This window comes from Deinococcus aetherius (assembly GCF_025997855.1).
GTDB lineage: Bacteria > Deinococcota > Deinococci > Deinococcales > Deinococcaceae > Deinococcus > Deinococcus aetherius.
The window spans coordinates 62,176-83,574 of the sequence record NZ_AP026562.1; the positions used below are offsets into that span (position 1 = coordinate 62,176).

A 21,399-nucleotide genomic window follows, 5' to 3' on the forward strand; every position below is an offset into this window, starting at 1 on the left:
TTAACACCTACCATAGCCGGTATGAGCGCGACGTTGCGCGAGGAGATTCAGCAACAGCGCCCCTTCCGCAGTCTGGAAGAGGAAGCGGCGCTCAACCTCTACCGCACCACCCAACTTCTCGACGACCAGAACGACGCCTTCTACCGCCAGTACGGCCTGACCTCAACGCAGTACAACGTCCTGCGTATCCTGCGCGGTGCGGGGCCGGAGGGGCTTGGCCGCAACGACATTAGGGAACGTCTCCTGAGCCGGATGCCCGATGTCACCCGCCTCCTCGACAGGATGGAGGAGGCCGGGTTGGTCAGGCGTGAACGCAGCGCCAGCGACCGCCGCTGCGTTCCCACAGTGCTCACCGGGAAGGGCAGGTCGCTGGTGGACGAGCTGGATGAGCCGGTCGCCGCCCTGAACCAGCGGCAGTTCGGGCATCTTACGCCAGGTCAGCTTTACTCCCTGATCGAGACCCTGACTCAAATTCGTTCACGATTGAATCCGGAGTAGGGTTGCCGTTTCGCTTCCCTAATAGGTGTTGTACTACCTAAGTGTTGAACAAGGAGTTGAGTATGATCAGGCCGCCGACCGTTCCCTACCGGCAACTGCCTCAAAGCCGCATCGGGGTGAACGCCCCGCACCACACCCTGCCCGGTACAATTCGCCTCGGGCTGGTCACCCTCCAGATCGCCGACCTGGGCGCCTCCCTCGACTTCTACACGCGTGTCATCGGCTTCACCCTTCACGAGCAGGGTGAAGGGGGCGGGCAGTACTTTGCTCGCCTCGGCACCCCCGACGGTCAGGTTCTGCTCGAACTCCGCGAGAAGAGGGGTGTCCGGTACGCCCCGCACCGCGGACGGCTGGGGCTCTACCACTTCGCCGTCCTGCTCCCCACCCGCGCTGACCTGGCCCGCTTCCTGCGCCACGCCCAGGGTCTCGGCGTGCACGTCGGGCAGTCCGATCACCACTACAGCGAGGCGACCTACCTCAAGGACCCGGACGGAATCAGCATCGAGGTGTACCGCGACCGTCCCCGGGACGAGTGGCGCGTCACCGAGGACGGCGAGATCGGCGGCGGCGGCGACCCCCTCGACCTGAAGGCCTTGATGGAGACTGCGGGCGACACGCCCTGGCAGGGTCTCCCCCTCGGCACCACCCTCGGGCACTTGCACTTCTATGTCGGCGACCTGGAGGGGGCCGCGCGCTTCTACCACGAGGGCCTCGGCTTCCCCAAGGTCACGTGGTCTTGGCCGGGCGCCCTGTTCCTCGGCGCGGGCGGGTATCACCACCACCTCGGCCTGAACACCTGGGCGGTGGGCTCGGCTCCCTCCGGCGAGGACGACGCCCGTCTGCTGAGCTGGGATCTGATCCTGCCCGACGACACCACCCTGCACGCCACCGCCGACAGCCTGGGACAGGCCGGTTTCCCCGGCACGCCCACCCCAGGCGGCCTGCTCGCCACCGACCCCTGGGGCATCACCGTCCGCCTCCGCACCGCCGCCCGGTAACTCACGCCCTCCCAGGAGACCACCATGACCACCCTTCCGCGCACCTCTGCCCCCAATCTCGCCCTCGGCCTGACCGTCCTGCGGGTCCTGATCGGCGTGATCTTCGTCGCGCACGGGCTCCAGAAGTTCTTCGTGTTCGGCCTCCCCGGCACGACCGGCGCCTTTACCCAGATGGGCGCCCCCCTGCCCACCCTGACCGCGCCCCTGATCAGCGCCCTCGAACTCGTGGGCGGCGCCGCGCTGATCCTCGGCCTGTTCACCCGCTTTGCCGGGGCGCTGCTCGCCGTAGACATGCTGGCGGCGATGCTGCTCGTGCATGGCAAGGTCGGCTTCTTCGCCCCGAACGGCGTGGAGTTCGTGCTGTCCCTGTTCGCCGCGAGTGTGGCCCTGGCCCTGACTGGCCCCGGTGCCTTCTCGCTCGACGCGCGGCGTGGCCCCAAGACGGCCTGAAGGAACGGACACCCATGACCAGCCCTGCTCACACGGCCACACCGGTCTCCCGCATCGACCCGAACCTGACCCTGGGAGAGGTCGCCCTGACCGTCCGCGACCCTGGCCCCATGACCCGCTTCTACGAGGTCGCGCTCGGCCTCACCCTCCTTGCCCGGGAAGGACAGGGCGCGGTCCTCGGCACGCCGGACGACCACCCGCTCGTCACGCTGGCGCACGGTCCCGCCGCGTCCCTCCCGCCGGAGAACGCGACCGGCCTGTACCACCTCGCCCTCGCGTTCCCCACCCGTCCCGACCTCGCCCGCTGGTTGAAACACGCTGCGGCCCTGGGGCTGCGGCTGGGGCAGTCCGATCACCACACACACGAGGCGTTCTACCTGAGCGACCCGGAGGGCAACGGCGTCGAGGTCTATCACGACTGGCCGCGTGAGCAGTGGCCCCTCAAGGATGGGAAATTCACCTCCTTCGACCGGAGCGCCATCGATATCCCGGGCCTGCTCGGCACTCTCGCTCCGGACGACGCGGGCTGGCAGGGCGCCCCCGTGGGGACGCGCATGGGCCACGTGCACCTCAAGATGGCCGATGCCCGCGCAACCCATGCGTTCTACGAGGGAGTGCTCGGCTTTGACATCACCGCCGACGCGATGGACGCGATCTTTGCCGGGGCGGGCGGGTATCACCACCACGTCGGGAACAATGCCTGGCACAGCCGCGGCGGGCCGCGGGCCCCCGAGGGCGCGCTCGGGCTGCGTCACGTCACCATCGAGCTGTCAAGCGTCCGGGAGTTGGAGACCGTGACCCGCAGGCTGCGGGACGCGGGGGTTCCGGTGACCGAAGACCACGCGGGCTTCCTCGTGCGTGACCCGGCGGGCAACCGGCTGCGGCTGCGGTCCGTGCCCTCGACGGTCGCCAGCGCCCTCGCCGCCAGTTCCCTGGCCCCAGAGTCCCCATGACTGAACCCAAACCCGGCTTTCTCCAGCGGCTGCTGCAACAGCTCTATGGCCGCCCGTCCGCCCCGCGACCGTCCGTCCCCCCGCCCCCACTCCAGGAGAAGACCATGACGAACCCCAGGATCGCCGTCATCATCGGCAGCACCCGCGACACCCGCTTCGCCGACAAGCCCACCGAGTGGTTCATGAAGCGCGCCTCCGCCAGGACCGACCTCGACTTCGAGGTCCTCGACCTGCGCGACTTCCCGCTGCCGCTGTTCAACGAGGTCGCCTCCAACGCCTGGGCCCCTACCCAGAATGAGGTCGGCCAGCGCTGGCAACGCAAGCTCGCCGAGTTCGACGGCTACGTCCTGATCGTCGCCGAGTACAACCACGCGCCGACCGCCGCCCTCAAGAACGCTCTCGACTACGCCTATCCCGAGTGGAACAAGAAGCCGGTGACCTTTGTGGGCTATGGGTCGGTGGGGGCGGCGCGGGCCATCGAGCACCTGCGGGGGATTGCGGTGGAGTTGCAGATGGCGCCCCTGCGGGCGGCGGTGCACATTCAGGGCGGGGACTTTTTCGCGGCGTGGCAACAGGGCAAGAGCCTGGACGAGGTGACGTACCTCGAACCCACCGTGACGGCGCTGCTCGAGGAACTGAGCTGGTGGACGAAGGCCCTCAAGACAGCCCGGGAGACGACGAGCCCGCCGCAGGAGATCCAGGTGTCCTCCTCCGGCGCGTGAGGGCCAAACCGGGACGGCTGAGGCCGGGGGTCTACTCATGCCCGCGTCCCTGGACACGCCGCAGGGCCTAAGTCGGACTGTCTCCGGGCGGGCATGGGAAAGTTTCCGTGCTTGCCCGGCCCCTTCTGGTTCAAGATCAGCAGGGACTGGGACACGCTTCTTCAGCCTCCTCACCACCGTTGAACCCGATGGGGACAAACACCGTGCATGGGCAGCGGCCCCGCCCGAACAGGCCAGGTCAGGAAGCACCGTGAGCAGGAAGCAAGAGGTGCGTCGACGGCGCCGGACACTGGCCCCATCCCCCACCCCTCGTTGGAAGCCCTAATCCCCGGAGGTACACGGTGCACGACAAACGAATCGGTTTCCTCACCTTCGGCCACTGGCAGGCGGCCCCGGGCTCACAGACCCCGACCGCCCGGGACGCCTTGCTGCAAACCGTCGAGCTGGCGGTGGTGGCGGAAGAACTCGGCCTGGACGGCGCGTTCGTCCGGGTGCATCACTTCGCGCGCCAGCTCTCGGCGCCGTTCCCGCTGCTGGCCGCCATCGCCGCGCGGACGAGCCGCATCGAGATCGGCACGGCCGTCATCGACATGCGTTACGAGAACCCCCTCGGCATGGCCGAGGAGGCCGCCGTCACGGACCTGCTGAGCGGCGGACGGCTGCAACTGGGCCTGAGCCGCGGGTCACCCGAGACGGCGTTTCACGGCTCGGAAGCGTTCGGATACGTCCCCGGTGAGGGCGAGACGGCCGCAGACCTCGCCCGGGCCAAGACGGCCCTTTTCCGCGCGGCCACCTCTGGCGCGGCCCTCGTGCATGCGGACGCGGGCGGCGTACCATCCCAGGCCCTGCTGGCCCTTCAGCCCCAGTCCCGGAGCCTGGGCGAACGCCTCTGGTGGGGCTCCGGGACCCGGCAGACCGCCACATGGGCGGGCCAGCAGGGCCTGAACCTGATGAGTTCGACGCTGCTAAGCGAGGACACCGGCATGCCCTTTGACGAACTGCAAGCCGAGCAGATCGCCGTCTTCCGCGAGGCCTGGCGAGAGGCGGGCTGGGAGCGCGAACCGCGGGTGTCCGTGAGCCGCAGCGTGCTGCCTATCGTCACGGACTTTGACCGCCAGGTGTTCGGCCGGGGCTCGACCCGGGACCAGATCGGGGAGCTGGAAGGCGTGCGGGCTCGTTTTGGCCGCAGCTACATCGGTGAGCCGGACGTGATCGCCGAGGAGCTCAGCCGGGACGCGGCGGTGCGCGAGGCGGACACGCTGCTGCTGACCGTGCCCAACCAGCTCGGCGTGGCGTACAACACCCGCCTGCTGGAGACCGTCGCCCGTGACGTGGCCCCGGCCACCGGGTGGCGCCCGACTACGCAGCGGGCGGCCCCGGGTGGGCCCGTGCTGTCGCGCCAGGACCAGGTCGCAGGAACCAGGGCCGCTGCCGGGCATCGTTCCTGCGGCGTGGAGACGGCAGCTTCCCCCCCCGACGTGAATGGCCGCGCACCTCAGCGAGAGGGTGCTGCTGATCCAGGGGGTGGTCTAAGGAAGCTGCCCAAAGGCTCTCCCGCAGCTCGTGCGATCAGGCCAGCAGGACGCTGCGCCGAAGCAACTCGAAACTCGCGCGACCATAGTGCCGCCGCTTGACCAGCTTGAGTTTCGTCACCTGCCCTTCCGTCTGCGCATTGCTCCACGACAGCGTCACAGCAGCAGAGATTGCTCCAAGATCGCGTTGCACACTGGCCGCCAGTTGTCGTATTTCCAGAATGGTCGCCGCGCCTGCCGTCTCCAACCACGCTCGGAGGTGGGGGCCATTCTCCTCCTTGACCTGCACGAAGAGCTGGCGGAATTGCTGAATCAGGGCATAGCCCTGACTCACGAGGGGGCTGTGCTCGCACAGCCCTGCACAAACTGCTGGTCTGCGGTCTGCATCCGTCAGGTCATCACGGGGGGTGGTCAGGAGCCGCGTCAACGCCGTCAGGTTGACGTCCTTGCGTCGTGCACGTGGACGAGCAGGCACAGACCGTTCCTGCAACCCCTGCTCGAGATCCAGGTGGTACCACATCCACCGAATGGGGTCGATGGAGCCCGTGTACCCCAGACTCAATAACTCCCGATGCACCCCAGCCGCCGAGTGGCCGCCCTGGTGCCACCTCTTCTCCACGTAGTCCCGGTGTTCGACGGTCAAGGGGCCCCGGCGATCCGGGCCGCCCTCGCCCCCTTTCAACCACCACCGCACTGTGGCGTACTTGACCCCGGTCTGTCGCGCGACCTGCCTGGAAGGGAGCCCCTGCTGGTCGAGCAACAACACTTCCCGGTACTGCTCCCGCCGTTTTTTCTGGCTGATCGGCATTGTTGCGGGCGGAGACGATGGGCTCGCTTCTGGGTTGGGCAGGTGGAGTTGTGCCTTGACCTGGGCGACCACCGTCATCCAGTGCTGGCGTTCGCGGAGCAGCCATTCCTGCACCACACCGCTGAGGTTGCACAGCAGGTGCCAGCGATCCGCGAGTTGCAGCGCCCGTGGCGCTGCGCGGGTGCCCGCACGGCTGTAGTCGCTGGCGCGATCCCGGGTGATGATCTCGATGCCCGGGTAGACGCTGAGCCAGTCGCGCAGCGCATCCGCGCTACGTTCCTTGATCACATCGACGACCTGGTGGCGCTCCAGGTCCACGAGGATGGTGCCGTACCGCACGCCTTTCCGTATGGCCCAGTCGTCCACTCCCAGGACCCGTGGCGTCGGATGCTGAGGGAGTGGTTGTCGTTTCATCGTGCGCAGCAACGTGTCTGGACTCGCGGACATGTGGAAGCGATCCAGCAGCACCGAGCCCGCCTCAGCCCCAACGGAGAACCCCAGGGCCACCTGGCGCTCCTGGAGACGCGCGCTGCGCTGGGCGTGCCGGGGAAAGTCGGCGCACGCTTCAGAAAAGGTCCGGGCAGCACAGCCAGGGTTGGCACACCGGAGCCGCCGGACTTTCAACTCGACCTGCACGGCGATGTCACTCCACGGGAGGTCTCGGGGGTGACGCCAGGAGTGGCCGTGAACGCGGGCACTGGGCGTTCCACAGTGTGGGCAGACCGCGGTCATTGGTTCCGCGCGGGCGTGCAAGATCAGGCCACCAGCGGTAAGGGTGACGTCGAGCAGGTGGCAACTCGACAAGGTGGAGGCCTGCCAGTCGCTCAGCAGGCTTCATGCTGCCTTGAGCAGCATGAAGCTGGGCCAGACCCGACTCACTTCAAGCTGCGGGAGAGCCCTTCGTAGCAGGCTCCTTAACTCATCCCCTGGTGGCCGTGCTCAGCGGCGGGAACCTTGACCCCGCCCTGCCGGTCGAACTGCTCACGGCGAGCGAGGAGTGACGGAACTCGCGCCCCTACCCATCACTGTAGTCGACGACGCGACCATTTGGCCCCTGCCGACCTGGCCGGACGCGGCTGACCCGGAGGCGGCCAGCGGCGCGCCCCCTCAGCCCTGCTCGAGGGGCCGGATCAGAATCTCGTTGACGTTCACCCGCTGAGGCTGCGTGACCGCGTACACGACGGCGGCGGCGATGTCCTCCGGCTCCAGCGGGGTCATCTGGGCGATGCGGCCCTCGTAGGTCGTCTTCGTCTCCCCGTGGGTGATGTGGTCGGTGAGTTCGGTGCGGACCACGCCGGGCTCGATCACGGTCACGCGGATGCCGTGCAGCCGCACCTCCTGCCGCAACCCCTCGCTGAAGCCGCCCACCCCCCACTTCGTCGCGCTGTACCCCGCCGAGGTCGGGCTGGCCCCCCGCCCCGACACCGAGGAGATATTGACGACGTGTCCGCCGCCCCGCGCCCTCATGCTGGGGATGGCCGCGTGCGTGGCGTACATCAGGCCGAGGAGATTGAGGTGGACCATCCGCCGCCAGTCCTCGGTGTCCGCATCCGTGACGGGCCCCAGGAGCATCACGCCCGCGTTGTTCACAAGGATGTCCACCCCGCCGAACGCCTGGGAGGCGTGTTCGATCACCCCCCGCGCCTGCCCCTCGTCGGACGCGTCGGCGACGACGACCTCGGCCTCGCCCCCCGCGTCCCGAATGCGCCCGGCGAGGGCTTCGAGCCGTTCCTGGCGCCGGGCCGTCAGGACGACCTTCGCCCCCTGCCCGGCCAGCGCGAGCGCCGTCGCCTCCCCGATGCCCGACGACGCGCCGGTGACGACAGCGACCTTGCCCTGAATAGACTCACTCATGCCGTTTCTCCCTGGGGGGTGAGGTGATAAAGCCCCGCGTACTTGCCGCGCAGATAGGCGAGGTAGGGGGCGGGGTCGAGGCCCTCCCCCGTGGCGCGTTCCAGCAGTTCGGTGGGGGAGTACGTCCGCCCGTGCCGGTAGACGTGCTCGGTCAGCCACTCGCGCAGGAGCCCGTATTCCCCGCGCGCCAGGTGCTCCTCCAGCCCGGGCACCCCCTTCCGCGCCGCCGCGTAGAACTGCGAGGCCATCACGTTCCCCACCGTGTACGTCGGGAAGGAGCCGAAGAGGCCCGCCGACCAGTGGATGTCCTGCAACACCCCGGAGGCGAAGTCGGGCGGCGTGACGCCCAGGTATTCCTGCACCTTCGCGTTCCACGCTTCGGGGAGGTCGCGCACGCTCAGGCTCCCCTCGATCAGGGCCATCTCCAGTTCGACGCGCAGCATGATGTGGAGGTCGTACGTCACCTCGTCCGCCTCCACCCTGATCAGGGAGGGCCGGACGCGGTTCACCGCTCGCCAGAACTCCTCAGCGGTCACGTCGGCCAGTTGTTCCGGGAAGACCTCTTGCAGACGTGGGAAATGGTGCGCCCAGAAGGCCCGCGAGCGGCCCACCCGGTTCTCCCACAGCCTCGACTGGCTCTCGTGGGTGCCGTAACTCGCGCCGCCGACCGCGTACAGCCCCAGCAGGTCCGAGGCGAGCACCGTGCGGGTGAGGGCCGGGTCGACATTCTGCTCGTACAGCGCGTGTCCCGTCTCGTGCAGGGTGCCGAAGAGGGCGCCCGGCAGGAAGTCGTGGCGGTAGCGGGTGGTGATCCGCACGTCCTGGCGGGTAAACGAAATCTCGAAGGGGTGGGCGGAGGCGTCCAGCCGTCCCCGGGTGAGGTCATACCCGAACGCCTGGGCCATTTCGAGGGCGAAGGCGCGTTGGCGGTCTTCCGGGTAGTCGCGGGTGAGGAAGTCGGCTCGCGGCTCGGGGGCGGCGCGAATCTCGTTCAGCAGGGGCAGGAGTCCCGCCCGTAGCTGTGCGAACAGCCCCCGCAACGTCCCCGCCGTCATGCCCGGCTCGTACTGCCTAACGAGGGCGTCGTAGGGGTGTTCCTCGTACCCGATGGCGTCCGCGAGGCGGCGGTTGAGGTCCACCATCCGTTCGAGTTCGGGGGCGAAGGCGGCGAAGTCGTTGTCCCCCTTGGACCGCACCCACACCGCCTGAGCGCGGTTTTTCGTTTCGGCTAGGTCTCGGGTGAGGCCCTCGGGGATGCGGGAGAGGAGGTCCACCGCCTCGCGCGTCTGCCGCACGGCGCGGGCTTGCCGGTCGTTCAAGGTTGAAAGGTTCGCCTCGGCCTCCTCCAGCGCCGTTCGCAACGCCAGGGAGGTCAGCCTTTCCTGGGCGATGGCGCTCACGGTGGCGAGTTGACTCCCCCGCGTCTCGGTCCCGCCCGGCGGCATCTGCGTTCGGGCGTCCCAGTTCAGGACGTTAATCACGCACAAAAGGTCGTTGATCTGGGCGAGTTGGGCGTTAAGTTCGTTCATACCGGGGCCACCTCCCTCACCGCGAGTTCCTGCCACAGCCGGGCCCACGCCCGCTGCCCCTCGTACAGCCGGGGAATGCGGAAGAACTCATTCGGCGCGTGGATGTCCTCGTCGCCCACGGCGAAGGAGAAGAACACCGTCTCCAGGCCGAGTTCACGCTGGAACACCTCGCAGATGGGAATGGAGCCGCCCATGCCGACTTCGAGGGGGGGCTGGCCGTAGACCTGGGTCAGCACTTTGCGGGCAGCCAGCAGGGCGGGGTGATCGGCAGGAATGCGGTACGCGCGGGCGCCGTGGTCGGAGGGGCGAACGTCGAGCGTCACGCCGGGCGGGAGGTGCGTTTCCAGGTGACGGACCACCGCCTCTGTCACCCGCTCCGGGTCCTGGTTCGCCACCAGGCGGCAGGTGATCTTGGCGTGCGCCTCGCTCGGCAACACCGTCTTGCTGCCCTCCCCGGTGTAGCCGCCCCACATCCCATTGACCTCCAGCGTCGGGTGGGTCCACAGGCGCTCCAGGGCGGAAGAACCAGCCTCGCCGAAAAGTGCGGGCGCTCCCACCTCGGCGCGGTAGGCCTCCTCGTCGAAGGGCAGGGCGCGGAGGCTCGCCCGCTCGTCGTCACTCAATTCCTGCACGTCGTCATAAAAACCGTCTACCGTTACCCGACCCCGCTCGTCGTGCAGTCCGGCGAGCAGCGAGGCCAGCGCGTGCAGCGGGTTCTGCACTGCTCCCCCGTGCCGCCCCGAGTGCAGGTCCTTGCCGGGGCCGCGCAGGGTGAGTTCGAGTCCGGCGAGGCCGCGCGAACTCACGGTCAGCGTGGGCACGTCCGCCCGCCACATCCCCCCGTCGGCGGAGAGCACCACGTCCGCGCGCAGCCGCCCCGCCTGTGCCCGCACGAACGGCGCCAGGTTGGGGCTGCCGACCTCCTCCTCGCCCTCGAAGAGGAACTTGACGTTGAGGGGGAGCGTTCCCCGCGTCTGGAAGAACGCCTCCGCCACCTGCACCGGGATCAGCAGCGGCCCCTTGTCGTCCGACACGCCGCGCCCGTGGACCCGTTCGCCCCGCACGGTCGGCGTGAAGGGCGGGCTCTGCCAGCGGTCCAGAGGGTCGGGGGGCTGCACGTCGTAGTGCCCATAGACGAGGACGGTGGGCGCATCCGGCGCCCCCAGCCACTCGGCGTAAACGACGGGATGACCGGGCGTTTCGAGGATGTCTACCGTTGAGAGTCCGGCGGTGCGGAGGCGGCCCGCGAGCCATTCAGCCGCGCGCCTCACGTCCCCCCGCCGCTCTGGATCGGTGCTCACGCTGGGGATGGAGGCGAAGGCGAGAAGGTCCGCGAGGCTCGCGTCCTTCCGCCCTTCGAGGTACGCCAGAACGTCCTCCATCACTTCCCCCCGTCCACGCTGAGCACCTGCCCGGTGATCCAGCCCGCGTACTCGGACGCGAAGAAGAGGACGGCGTGGGCGATGTCGTCGGGTGTCCCCAGTTTCTTCAACGCGATGCCCTCCACCAGCCTCCTCTGCCCCTCCTCGCCGTAGCTCCCCCACTGCCTTTCCGTCGTCGGGTTGCTCCGCACGAAGCCCGGCGCGACGTTGTTCACGGTGATGCCGAAGGGGCCGAGTTCGTGCGCGAGCTGCCGCGTCAGGCCGATCTGCGCGGCCTTCGCGCTCGCGTACGCCTGAATGCCGGTGAGGCTGACCCCCAGCCCCGCCCCGCTGGAGATGTTGACGATGCGCCCGGAGCCCCGGGCCTTCATCAGCGGCGCGGCGGCCTGCGAGAAGTAGAACGCGCCGTCCACGTTCACCCTGAAGATCGCGTGCCAGTCGTCCTCACTGATGTCTTCAAGGGGCCGTCCCACTTGGCCGAGCACGCCCCCCGCATTGTTGACGAGCACGTCCAGCCGCTCTCCCGCGCCCGCCTCCCGCACGAACTCCCGGACCATCTCGCGGTCGGCCACGTCCACCACACGCACGTTGAGCGGCAAGTTCCTTTCGAGCGCCTGCTGCTCGGTCATCGCCAAGCCGCTGCGGTTCACGTCGCAGGCCCAGACGTTCGCGCCGCGTTCGGCGAAGGCGAGGGAGATCGCCCGCCCGAAGCCGTGGGCCGCCCCGGTGACGATCACGGTCTGACCGTCGAAGCGGACGTTCATAGAGCCTCCGGAAGTTCATGTGCCGTGCGCAGGAACTTTCCGAGCAGAGCGAGCAGGAGAAAGAGGCGGGTTGCGGAGATGGACGCGATTCGCCTCACGCCCGCACCGCCATCACGGCGCGCAACTCGTCGAGGTTGGCGCTGCCGAAGTCCCGCCGCCCCTCCTCCAGGTCGTGCACGAGTTCGATCAATCGGGCGGTCAGGGGAGTCGGCACGCCCCACCGCTCCCCGAAGGCGACGATGGGGCCGAGTTGGGCGTCGGCTTCCGTGCGCCGCTTCCTCACGGCGAGGTCACGCCAGATACCGCTGTGCGTCTTGGCACTCCGCCGGTTGAAGGCCACCATGTCGTCGAGGGAACGCTGGGAGGTCTCTTCGGAGGCGCCGGGCAGGAAGGCTGTGGGATCGAAGCCGTTGAAGCTCTCCAGCCGGATCCCCCCGACAGTCGCCACCCGCAGCACCTCACGCGCGATCTCGCTGTAGAGGGCGCGGTACTCGGGCCGCGCGAGGGCGTCCGCTATGCCGTCGTTCGTGAGGGCCGTGGCGAACAGCTGCGCCCCGTAGGCGAGCTTGCTCCACAGGTAGCCGAGGATGTTGGGCGTCAGGACGGCGCCCGGCTCGAATTGCTGAAATGACGCGTACAGTTCCCGCGCCCGGTCACTCGTCTCTCCGCCGAGTTCCCCCAACACGACTGCGCCGCGCCCCCCGTAGTGGATGACGCCCGGCGAGAGGTAGTCGGCGCCGAAGTTGACGAAGCTGCCCAGCACGCGCTCCTGGCCGAAGTGTTCCGCCAGCGTGAGGGGATTGAGCCCGTTTTGCACGGAGACTACGCACCCACCGTCCGACAGGTGCGGCGCGAGGGCGACGGCAGCCCCCCCGGTGTCCTGCGCCTTGGTGCAGAGCAGCACCCGGTCCCACTGCCCTTCCAGCCGCTCGGGCGTGGCGGCGACGGCGGGCACGGTGAACTCGGTGATGGGGCCCTCGATCCGCAAGCCGCCCTTGTTCATCGCGTCCACGTGCTCCGCCGCACGGTCCACAAAGGTCACGCTATGCCCGGCTTTGACCAGATGTGCCCCGATGGTGCCGCCGATGGCTCCCGCACCCCAGACCAGCAGCCTCATTGTCGGCCTCGCCCGAAGCCGACGGGAGCAGTTGGCCGGTCCTCGCCCCAGCCGCCCTCCAGCAACTCGCGCGTCTCCTGCACGGCCACGTCCCAGATCGCGTGCATGTCCTCGTCGGGGCGCTGGTACTTGCCGCCGTAGTTGCCCTCTCCCAGGTACTCGCGCAGTTCGCGGGGAGGCAGGAGGCGCAGGCGGTCGAGGTCGGTCATGACCTTTTCCTCGTCCGGCAGCACCACGCCCTCCAGCCGCGTCCAGGGGAAGTTCTCCATCCACGAGGCATGCGAGGCATTGGGGTCGGTGGCCTGCACCTTCTCCCACACGCGCGGGGCGTTCCACCAGTTGTGGAACTTCACCCGGGCGTCTGGGTGGTCGGCCATCCACTCGCCCACGAAGCCCTGCGCGGGCGAGTTGCCGCCGTGCCCGTTCACGATCAGGATGCGGCGGAAACCTTGCTCATGCAGCCCGTCGAGGATGTCCCGCACGACGGCGAGATAGGTGCTCACCCGCAGAGTCACACTTCCCGGGTAGGCGCGGAAATACGGCGTGATCCCGTACGGCAACACGGGGAAGACGGGCACGCCCAGGGGTCCCGCAGCCTCCTGCGCCAGCTTGAAGGGCAGGATGTTGTCCACGCACAGGCTGAGGTAGGCGTGCTGCTCGGTGCTGCCCAGGGGCAGGACGCAGCGGTCGTCGCGGGTCAGGTACTCCTCGACCTGCATCCAGTTCATGCGGTCAATTTGCATCGGGGATCCTTTCTTGCTCTTGGGCGCTCAAATGCAGCCGCCGCTCCTCGATCAAGGGGAGCAGGGTCGCCTCCACCGCGCGGGGGTCGGGGACGTGGCGGTACTCGAAGGCCTGGGTGCCGCTGGGAAGCTCGGCCACCACCCGCTCCGAGCCCGTCGCGTAGACGATCACGTCGCTGCCGCGCAACAACTCGGAAAGCCCCGGGCTGTGTAGGGTGACGGCCTGAACATGGTCGATGTGCGGGGCGAAGCGGGCCACCCCCGCCCGCATGGTGGGCAGGAAGTCCTCGAAGGTGACGACCAGCCCCAGCCGCGTGAGGGGACTCAGGGCGGCGAGCGCCGTGCGGGTGAAGTCCGCCGGGATGAACTGCACCGACACCACCGGGGGCCCGCTCAGCAGGTCGCGTACCTGCGCCTCGCGGTGCCCGAGGGTGATCACGAGGTCGGCCTCCGAGACGCGTGCCGCCACCGTGTCATCAAGCAGGTCCTGCACGGTGAGGGCCTCGATGCGGTCGTGCGGCGGAAGCTGCCTGCGCAGCTCGTCCACGTAGAAGCGCGTCGCCTCTGGAAAGATGCCGACGAAGGCGAGGCGCAGGGGCCGCCCGGAGGGGCGCGGACGGCTCAGCCCCGCCCCCAGGACCTGCGCGACCTCCTCGGGAGAGAAGCCCAGCCTCTGTGCCTCCGCGAGCAGCCGCTCGACCGCCCGGTGCAGCGCCGCGAGGTCCCGCGCCGGATTGCCCTGCCCGTCCGCGACGAAGGTGCCGCGCCCGGGGTGGGTGGTGAGCAGCCCCTTTTGCCCCAGCTCCTTGTACACGCCCGCCACCGTCACGTGCGCCAGTCCCAGGTCCTGCGAGAGTTCGCGCACGGAGGGCATCTGTGCCCCGCGCGGAATCTCCCCGCAGGCCACCCCGTACTCGATCTGCCCGCGCAATTGCACCCCCACGGGCACGGAGAGCGAGCGGTCGATGTGGAAGGCGAAGCGTGGCGCCGTCTCCTGGGCAGGGGCGGAATGGTTCATCCGGCGACCTGTCCAGGACGAGGGTCGTACAGGTGGCACGCGACATACTGCCCGGGGTCCGTCTCCAGCAGCGCGGGCTTTTCCACCACACATCGGCCAAAGGCGTGCGGGCAGCGCGTGCGGAAGGGGCAGCCGCTGGGCACGTTCAGGGGGCTGGGAATCTCCCCCTCCACAGCGGGTGCGTCGGTGCGGTGCGCGGGGTCGAGCCTCGGCGCGGCGGCGAGCAGGGCCTGGGTGTAGGGGTGCCCTGGCCGCCCGAACACGTCGTCCGTCCCCGCTACCTCCACCACCGATCCGAGGTACATCACCGCGACCCGGTGCGAGAGGTGGCGGACCAGCCGCAGGTCGTGCGCGACGAACAGCACCGTCAGCCCCAGCCGCTCCTGCAACTCCAGCAGCAGGTTCACGACCTGGGCCTGCACGCTCACGTCGAGGGCGGAGACGAGTTCGTCCGCGACGAGGCACTGCGGCTCCACCGCCAGCGCGCGGGCAATCCCGATGCGCTGCCTCTGCCCACCCGAGAATTCGTGGGGGAGCCTCCCCTCCGCCTCCGGGGGCAGGCCGACGAGTTCGAGGAGTTCGCGCACCCGACCGGGAATCTCGCCCGGTGGGCGCATCCGGTGAACGCTCAGCGCCTCGCGTAACGTCTGCCCCACGGTCATGCGCGGATTGAGGGACGAGAAGGGGTCTTGGAAGATCATCTGCACCCGGCGGTTGTAGGCGCGCAATTCGGCTCCGCGCAGACGCAGCACGTCCCGCCCCTCGAAGGTGATATTCCCCCCATCCGCATCGTACAGCCGCACCAGACAGCGCGCCAGAGTGGACTTGCCGCACCCCGACTCCCCCACCAGCCCCAGCGTCTCGCCCCGCCGCACGTCGAGGTTCACGTCGTTCAGCGCCCGGACCACCCGCCTGGGCACACCGCGCAGGCGGTCGAGCGGCGAGTACGGCGCCGGGAAGAACTTGTTCAGCCCCCGCACCGTGAGGATGGCCTCGCCGGGCGCGTTCTGCTCGGCGGCGACCACGTTCTCGTAGGCCGTCACGCGCGCACCTCCGGCCTGGGCAGTTCGGCGTGGTGGACGCAGGCGCTGAAGCGGCCGGGGGCGACCTCCTCCAGCGGCGGCTCCCCGACCTGGCACTTCAGGGTCGCGTAGGTGCAGCGCGGCACGAAGGGGCATGCGTCGCCCAGCGCGAGCAGGTTGGGCGGCGCGCCCGGGATGGGCTGGAGGGGAACGCGGCGGTCTCCGCCCTCCGGCAGCGAGCGCAGCAGCCCCAGGGTGTAGGCGTGCTTCGGCGAGCGGAAGAGATCGAGAACGGGCGCGGTTTCCACCAGCTTCCCCGCGTACATCACCGCCACCCGGTCGCAGGTCTGCGCGACCACCCCGAGGTCGTGCGTGACCAGGATCAGGCTCATGCCCATCTGGTCGCGCAGCCGAAGCAGCAGCCGCAGAATCTGATCCTGGATCGTCACGTCGAGGGCAGTGGTGGGCTCGTCCGCCAGGAGCACTCTCGGCTGGGAGGCGAGCGCGATGGCGATCATGGCCCGCTGGCGCATCCCCCCTGAGAACTGGTGCGGGTAGTCGCGCAGCCGCGCGGCGGGGGCGGGAATGCCGACGAGTTCGAGGAGTTCGGCTGCCCGCTCCCGCGCCGCCCGTCCCGTCAGCCGGGCGTGCTCGCGCAGGTTCTCGCCGATCTGCTCGCCCACCGTCAGCACCGGGTTGAGGGCCGTCATCGGCTCCTGAAAGATCATGCCGATCTGCCCCCCGCGCACGTCCCGCAGCCGGGCCTCGGGGAGGGCGAGGAGATTCTGCCCGTTCCAGCGCACCTCGCCGCTCACCTGGGTGGGCGGGCGGTGCAGCCGCAGCAGGGCGCGCAGGGTCACGCTCTTGCCCGACCCCGACTCGCCGACCAGCCCCAGTACCTCGCCGGGCCGCAGGTCGAAGGACACGCCGCGCACGGCGTCGAGGGGACCGCGCGGGGTGGCGAAGCGCACCTGGAGGTCGCGCACCGAGAGCGTCGTGTCCACCGCGACCGTCATGACCGGGGCCTCAGGGCGTCCGCCAGGCCGTCGCCGATCAGGCTGAAGCCCACCCCCGCCAGCGTCAGCGCCAGGCCGGGGAAGGTGGAGACCCACCACGCGCTCGCCATGAAGTTCTTGCCGTCCGCCACCATCACGCCCCACTCGGGGGTGGGGGGCTGCGCGCCCAGGCCGAGGTAGCCCAGCGAGGCGCCGAGGAGAATACCCAGGCTCATGTCGGTCATCAGGTAGACGATGGCAGGCGTGATCGCGTTCGGCAGCAGGTGCCGCAGCAGCGTCCTGGCCGAGCTGTAGCCCATCACTCGCGCGGCCTGGGCGTACTCGGCCCTTTTTTGCGCCAGCACCTCCCCGCGCACCAGCCGCCAGTACGTCACCCACCCCACCGCGCTCACCGCGAGGTAGAGGTTGAGGAGCCCCGGCCCGAGCACCGCGACGATGGCGATGACGAGCACCAGAAAGGGAAACACGACCACGAGGTCCGCCAGCCGCCCGAACACCGCGTCCGGCCAGCCCCCCGTGAAGGCCGTCAGCGCGCCCGTCAGGCTCCCGAACACGAAGGGGAAGAGGGTGGTGAAGAGCGCGATCTGGAGGTCGATGCGCGCCCCGTACACCACCCGCGAGTACACGTCGCGCCCGAAGTTGTCGGTGCCGAAGAGGTGTGCGGCACTCGGCGGCTTGAGGATCGCCGCGTAGTCGAAGTCGGTCGGACTGTGCGTGGCGACCACGGCGGGAAACAGCGCCGCGAAGATCAGCACCCCCAGGATGGCGAGCCCCGCGAGCAGGGTGGGCCTGGGCCGCAAGCGCCCCCGGGTGGGGGAGACCGGGAGAGGAGCGGTGGCCGCCGCGTCCGCTCCCCTAAGCATGCTGCGCCCTCGGGTCGAGGCGGGCGTGCACGAGGTCGGTCAGCAGGAACACCAGCGAGACGAGCACCGCGAAGGTCAGCGTCAGGCCCTGGATCACCGGGTAGTCGCGCCCGAAAATCGCGTCCACCATCAGCCGCCCGACGCCGGGGATGGCGAACACGGTCTCCGTGATGACCGCCCCGCCGATCAGGGCGCCGATGTTCAGCCCCAGCAGCGTGACGGTGGAGATCATGGCGTTCCTGAGGACGTGCCGCGTCATGATCACCCGGCTCCTGAGTCCCTTGGCACGCGCGAAATCCACGTACTCCGCCGTCAGCACCTCGATCACCGAGGCGCGCAGGGTCCGCATGAGGACCGCCGCGAGGTTGAAGCCCAGCGTCAGGGCGGGCAGGAAGAGGGCATACAGGTGCTCCCCGAAGGTGTCCCCGTACCCGCCGATGGGAAACCACCCCAGCCGCGCCCCCAGCAGCGTGAGCAGTTGCAGGGCGATGTAGAACACCGGCAGCGAGAGGCCGACCTGAAACACCGCCCGAATCACGCCGTCCACCCAGGTGTTGCGCCGCACCGCCGCCAGCACCGCGAGCGGCACCGCGAGGAGCGCCCCGAGAACGGCCGCGTACAGGGTCAGGAACAGCGTGACGGGCAGCCGCTCGGCGATCAGGCGCAGCACCGGCACCTTGAGGCTGGTGCTGATCCCGAAGTCGCCCTGAAGCAGCCTTCCGACGAAGCGCGCGAACTGCACCGGCAGCGGCTGGTCGAGGCCGAGTTCACGCCGGGTGCGCTCGACGATCTCCGGCGTGGCCCGGTCCCCCAGGATGGCGCTCGCGGGGTCGCCCGGCAGCAGCCGCACGAGCGTGAACACCAGCACCGCCGCCAGGATCAGCGTGGGAATGATTTGCAGCAGGCGCGTGAGGACGTAGGTCCATCGCATAAAGAACCTCTGGGAGCGTGATTCGGGAGTCCGGCGCCACCTCGTTCGAGCGCCGAGCAAGAGCTTGATTCCTCCTCCTCCCTTGTGGGGGAGGTTGGGACTCGCAGAGCTGCGCAGCAGAGGGGGTAAGTGGGCAGGGCGTCCAAGAGAACCAGTCCCCTCACCTCTTCATCTCCTACCCGCCCCTCACTTCTCCAGCGACGCTGCCGTGAAGATGTTGTTCCCCAGCGGAATCTGCACGAAGCCCCGCACGTTCTTGGCGAGCGCGACCGGGTAGGGCGTCTCGTACAGGAAGACGATGGGCGCGGCGTCGTTGTAGATGGTCTGGATGCGGCGGTACTGGCCAGCGCGGTTCTGGCGGTTCGTCTCCGCCTGGCTCTGCCCGAAAAGCCGCTCGATCTCGGCGTTCCTGAAGCCGGTGTGCAGGCTCTCCACGTTGTCGTAGATGGCGAAGTAACTCGTGATCTGGCTGGGGTCGTTGATGTCGTTCGTCCACCCGGCGGTGCGCATCTGGAAGTCGTTGGCGCGGTAGCGGGCCGTCTTGGTCGCCGCGTCCACCTGCTCGATCTTGAGTCTCACGCCCACCTGCCCCCACATCTGCTGGAGGGCGGTGAGCAGCGCGAGGTCGTTGGCGCTCCCCGAGGTGGCGAGGCAGGACACCTCGAAGCCGTTTCCGTAGCCCGCCGCCTGGAGAAGCTGCCGCGCCCGCGCCGCGTTGTACGGGTAGCCCCGCTGCGGGGCGAAGAGCGGGGTGGTGGACGACATGAACGAGCGCATCGGCTTGCCCGTGCCGTACGTCACGACCTGGATCAGCGCGTCCTTGTTGGTGGCGAAGTTCAGCGCCTGCCGCACCCGCACGTCCGACAGGGGATTGGTCGCCCCGTTATTGAGCTTGGGCCGGTTGTTCATGGTGATGAAGTTGACCTGCGTGGAGGGGAACAGCTCCATGTTGATCCTGGCGTTGGCCTTCAGCTCCGCCACGCGCGACAGCGGGATGAACTCGGCGCCCTGGAGTTCCCCGGACTGCAACTTGAGGATGCGGGTGTTGTCGTCGGGGACGATCTCGAAGCGCACCGCGTCGAGGTAGGGCAGGGCCTTGCCGTCCTCGCCCTTCTGCCAGTAGTAGGGGTTGCGCTTGAGAGTCATGTACGAACCGCGCTTCCACTCGCTCAGCACGAAGGGCCCCGACCCGATGGGCTTTTCCGCGAACGCCCGGGCCTTCTCCGCGTCGTTCTTGCCGGACGCGGCGTTGAACAACTTCTGCGGCATGATCGCCGCGTTGAAGGTCGCCAGCGCCGCCGTGAGGGTGGGGTCGGGCTGCTTGAGGTTCAGGGTCACCGTGTTTCCCTGCGCCGTGACCGAATTGATCGAGGCGAGCGAGCCGTTCCACGCGCCGTTCTGCGGATTGCGCGCCCGGTCGAGGGACCACTTCACGTCGCCCGAGGTGAGCGGGCTGCCGTCCGCGAACCGCAGGCCGGGCCGCAGGGTCAGCGTCATCGTCTTGCCATCGGGGCTCAGCTTGTAGCTCGACGCGAGGCCGGGCCTGACCCGTTTGCCGTCCGGGGTGGGCTGGAGCAGCGTGTCGTACAGGTTGGTCAGGATCCAGATGTCGAGGTTGGCGTCGTTGAGCACCGGGTCGAGAAACAGCGAGTCCGCGTATCGGCCGTATACCATCGTCCCGCCGCGCGTCACGGCGAGCGAGGAGCCGAGGGTCAGGGCGGCACCGAGGGCGAGCGTCAGACGGGTGAATCGGTTCATGCGGGCCTCCACGGGAGAAGGACGGGGAAGAACGAACGCTGAGCGCACCCGGGGTGTGGCGCGGTGGAGGTGTAGGGTGTTATGCCAGACTGTAACGGTCGGCCCGGCAGTGGTCAAGCGTTCCTGCCGCCCGGCGGATAGACCGCTCAGCCCACCGGGGAGAACAACGGGAGAGCCACCCGGTCTGCGGCGTACCGCCCTCATTCGGCATAACACTTCCCCAACACTTTCCCGCCGCGCCCCTCCGGCTTGCGGCCCGAAGTCGAGGACGGGGGCCGTCTCCCCGCGCCCCGGCCCTCCCGCCGCTACAGTCTTCCCATGCAGGCCGTCCTCTACCGCGAGTTTCAGACCCGCCCCGAACTCGTCAGCGTCCCCGACCCCGCGCCTCCGGGGGACGGGGTGGTCGTGCGGGTCGGCGCCACCGGGGTGTGCCGCAGCGACTGGCACGGCTGGATGGGCCACGACCCCGACATTACCCTGCCCCACGTGCCGGGCCACGAACTCGCCGGGACGGTCGTGGAGGTCGGCCGACACGTCCGCGCGTGGCAGGTGGGCGACCGGGTGACCGTCCCCTTCGTCTCGGGCTGCGGGCGTTGCCCGGAGTGCCGCTCCGGCAACCAGCAGGTCTGCGAGCGCCAGTTCCAGCCCGGCTTCACCCACTGGGGCTCGTTCGCCGAGTACGTCGCGCTGCACCACGCCGAGGGGAACCTCGTGCGGCTGCCCGACACGCTGGACTTCGTGACGGCGGCGAGCCTGGGGTGCCGCTTCGCCACGTCCTTCCGGGCGCTCGCCTTGCAGGGCCGGGTGCGCGGCGGGGAATGGGTCGCCGTCCACGGCTGCGGCGGGGTGGGCTTATCGGCCGTCATGATCGCGGTGGCCCTCGGGGCCGGGGTGATCGCCGTGGACATTGACGACGGGAAACTGCGCCTCGCCCGGGACCTCGGCGCCACCCTGACGGTCAACGGCCGGGAGACGCCCGACGTGGCCGGGGCCGTCCGCGACCTCACCGGCGGCGGGGCCCACGTCTCGCTCGACGCGCTGGGGCACCCCGAGACCTGCGCCAACTCGGTCGCCAGCCTGCGGACGCGCGGCAGACACGTCCAGGTCGGCCTGCTCCTGGCCGGTCAGCGCCACCCGCCGATCCCGATGGACCGGGTGGTCGCCCGCGAACTGGAAATCTACGGCAGCCACGGGATGGCGGCCCACACCTATCCCGGGATGCTGGGCATGATCGAGCGCGGCGTCCTGAAACCGGAGCGCCTCGTCGGGCGGCGGATCGGCCTGGAGGACGCGGCGGACGCCCTCGTGGAGATGGACCGTTTTCCCGGGCCGGGCGTGACCGTGGTGGACCGCCTGGGCACGCGGGGCGCCGGGGCCACGGGCGTTCCCGGGAGGTAGGCCGACCCTCCACACCCGCAAGAGGGGCGGAAGTGGGGGCGGG

General features: G+C 69.3%; 19 protein-coding genes and 1 pseudogene. 7 read left to right on the forward strand and 13 right to left on the reverse strand.

What is annotated here, in order from left to right; genetic code table 11:
* Window positions 1-21: 21 nt before the first annotated feature.
* From DAETH_RS19915 to DAETH_RS19940, 6 genes and pseudogenes are all read left to right on the forward strand, one after another.
* Window positions 22-498: a MarR family winged helix-turn-helix transcriptional regulator gene (locus tag DAETH_RS19915; protein ID WP_264778368.1), complete on the forward strand. Its 477-nt coding sequence runs from the start codon at window positions 22-24 to the stop codon at window positions 496-498.
* Between the two features lie 62 nt (window positions 499-560).
* A complete protein-coding gene (locus tag DAETH_RS19920) occupies window positions 561-1,496 on the forward strand; it encodes a VOC family protein (RefSeq protein ID WP_264778369.1) in 936 nt (311 codons plus the stop codon).
* 24 nt (window positions 1,497-1,520) lie between these two features.
* Entirely contained in the window at window positions 1,521-1,946 is a 426-nt protein-coding gene (locus DAETH_RS19925) for a DoxX family protein (RefSeq protein ID WP_264778370.1), read from the forward strand.
* A gap of 14 nt (window positions 1,947-1,960) precedes the next feature.
* Complete coding sequence (locus tag DAETH_RS19930; RefSeq protein WP_264778371.1) at window positions 1,961-2,899, forward strand: VOC family protein; 939 nt, start codon at window positions 1,961-1,963, stop codon at window positions 2,897-2,899.
* 104 nt (window positions 2,900-3,003) lie between these two features.
* A complete protein-coding gene (locus DAETH_RS19935) occupies window positions 3,004-3,621 on the forward strand; it encodes an NADPH-dependent FMN reductase (RefSeq protein WP_264778372.1) in 618 nt (205 codons plus the stop codon).
* A 341-nt stretch (window positions 3,622-3,962) separates the two neighbouring features.
* Window positions 3,963-4,985 (forward strand): annotated as a pseudogene (locus DAETH_RS19940) (LLM class flavin-dependent oxidoreductase); the annotation flags it as partial.
* Between the two features lie 205 nt (window positions 4,986-5,190).
* Here the strand turns inward: DAETH_RS19940 and DAETH_RS19945 are convergent.
* The 13 genes from DAETH_RS19945 to DAETH_RS20005 form a co-directional block, all read right to left on the reverse strand.
* Window positions 5,191-6,693 carry an ISL3 family transposase gene (locus DAETH_RS19945; protein ID WP_264778577.1) on the reverse strand — a complete coding sequence of 501 codons (1,503 nt, stop codon included), beginning with the start codon at window positions 6,691-6,693 and terminating at the stop codon, window positions 5,191-5,193.
* A 375-nt stretch (window positions 6,694-7,068) separates the two neighbouring features.
* The gene (locus DAETH_RS19950) at window positions 7,069-7,815 is read right to left on the reverse strand and encodes an SDR family oxidoreductase (RefSeq protein WP_264778373.1); all 747 of its coding nucleotides are present in this window, start codon (window positions 7,813-7,815) and stop codon (window positions 7,069-7,071) included.
* Window positions 7,812-9,344: a carboxypeptidase M32 gene (locus DAETH_RS19955; protein ID WP_264778374.1), complete on the reverse strand. Its 1,533-nt coding sequence runs from the start codon at window positions 9,342-9,344 to the stop codon at window positions 7,812-7,814. The genes DAETH_RS19950 and DAETH_RS19955 overlap by 4 nt, the downstream gene beginning before the upstream one ends.
* Window positions 9,341-10,726: a dipeptidase gene (locus DAETH_RS19960; protein ID WP_264778375.1), complete on the reverse strand. Its 1,386-nt coding sequence runs from the start codon at window positions 10,724-10,726 to the stop codon at window positions 9,341-9,343. The genes DAETH_RS19955 and DAETH_RS19960 overlap by 4 nt, the downstream gene beginning before the upstream one ends.
* The gene (locus tag DAETH_RS19965) at window positions 10,726-11,490 is read right to left on the reverse strand and encodes an SDR family NAD(P)-dependent oxidoreductase (RefSeq protein ID WP_264778376.1); all 765 of its coding nucleotides are present in this window, start codon (window positions 11,488-11,490) and stop codon (window positions 10,726-10,728) included. Before DAETH_RS19965 ends, DAETH_RS19960 begins: the two co-directional genes overlap by 1 nt.
* 94 nt (window positions 11,491-11,584) lie before the next feature.
* Complete coding sequence (locus DAETH_RS19970) at window positions 11,585-12,607, reverse strand: ketopantoate reductase family protein (protein ID WP_264778377.1); 1,023 nt, start codon at window positions 12,605-12,607, stop codon at window positions 11,585-11,587.
* Complete coding sequence (locus DAETH_RS19975) at window positions 12,604-13,350, reverse strand: creatininase family protein (protein ID WP_264778378.1); 747 nt, start codon at window positions 13,348-13,350, stop codon at window positions 12,604-12,606. Before DAETH_RS19975 ends, DAETH_RS19970 begins: the two co-directional genes overlap by 4 nt.
* Window positions 13,340-14,368, reverse strand: coding sequence for a GntR family transcriptional regulator (locus DAETH_RS19980; protein WP_264778379.1), 1,029 nt, complete (start codon window positions 14,366-14,368; stop codon window positions 13,340-13,342). Before DAETH_RS19980 ends, DAETH_RS19975 begins: the two co-directional genes overlap by 11 nt.
* Window positions 14,365-15,411, reverse strand: coding sequence for an ABC transporter ATP-binding protein (locus DAETH_RS19985; RefSeq protein ID WP_264778380.1), 1,047 nt, complete (start codon window positions 15,409-15,411; stop codon window positions 14,365-14,367). The genes DAETH_RS19980 and DAETH_RS19985 overlap by 4 nt, the downstream gene beginning before the upstream one ends.
* Complete coding sequence (locus DAETH_RS19990) at window positions 15,408-16,406, reverse strand: ABC transporter ATP-binding protein (RefSeq protein ID WP_264778381.1); 999 nt, start codon at window positions 16,404-16,406, stop codon at window positions 15,408-15,410. Before DAETH_RS19990 ends, DAETH_RS19985 begins: the two co-directional genes overlap by 4 nt.
* Window positions 16,403-17,269 carry an ABC transporter permease gene (locus tag DAETH_RS19995; protein ID WP_264778382.1) on the reverse strand — a complete coding sequence of 289 codons (867 nt, stop codon included), beginning with the start codon at window positions 17,267-17,269 and terminating at the stop codon, window positions 16,403-16,405. The genes DAETH_RS19990 and DAETH_RS19995 overlap by 4 nt, the downstream gene beginning before the upstream one ends.
* Entirely contained in the window at window positions 17,262-18,200 is a 939-nt protein-coding gene (locus DAETH_RS20000; protein WP_264778383.1) for an ABC transporter permease, read from the reverse strand. Before DAETH_RS20000 ends, DAETH_RS19995 begins: the two co-directional genes overlap by 8 nt.
* 186 nt (window positions 18,201-18,386) lie before the next feature.
* Window positions 18,387-19,958: an ABC transporter substrate-binding protein gene (locus tag DAETH_RS20005; RefSeq protein WP_264778384.1), complete on the reverse strand. Its 1,572-nt coding sequence runs from the start codon at window positions 19,956-19,958 to the stop codon at window positions 18,387-18,389.
* Window positions 19,959-20,276: 318 nt separating this feature from the next.
* On the opposite strand from DAETH_RS20005, the gene DAETH_RS20010 reads away from it, so the two are divergent.
* Window positions 20,277-21,356 carry a zinc-dependent alcohol dehydrogenase family protein gene (locus DAETH_RS20010; protein ID WP_264778385.1) on the forward strand — a complete coding sequence of 360 codons (1,080 nt, stop codon included), beginning with the start codon at window positions 20,277-20,279 and terminating at the stop codon, window positions 21,354-21,356.
* Window positions 21,357-21,399 lie beyond the last annotated feature (43 nt).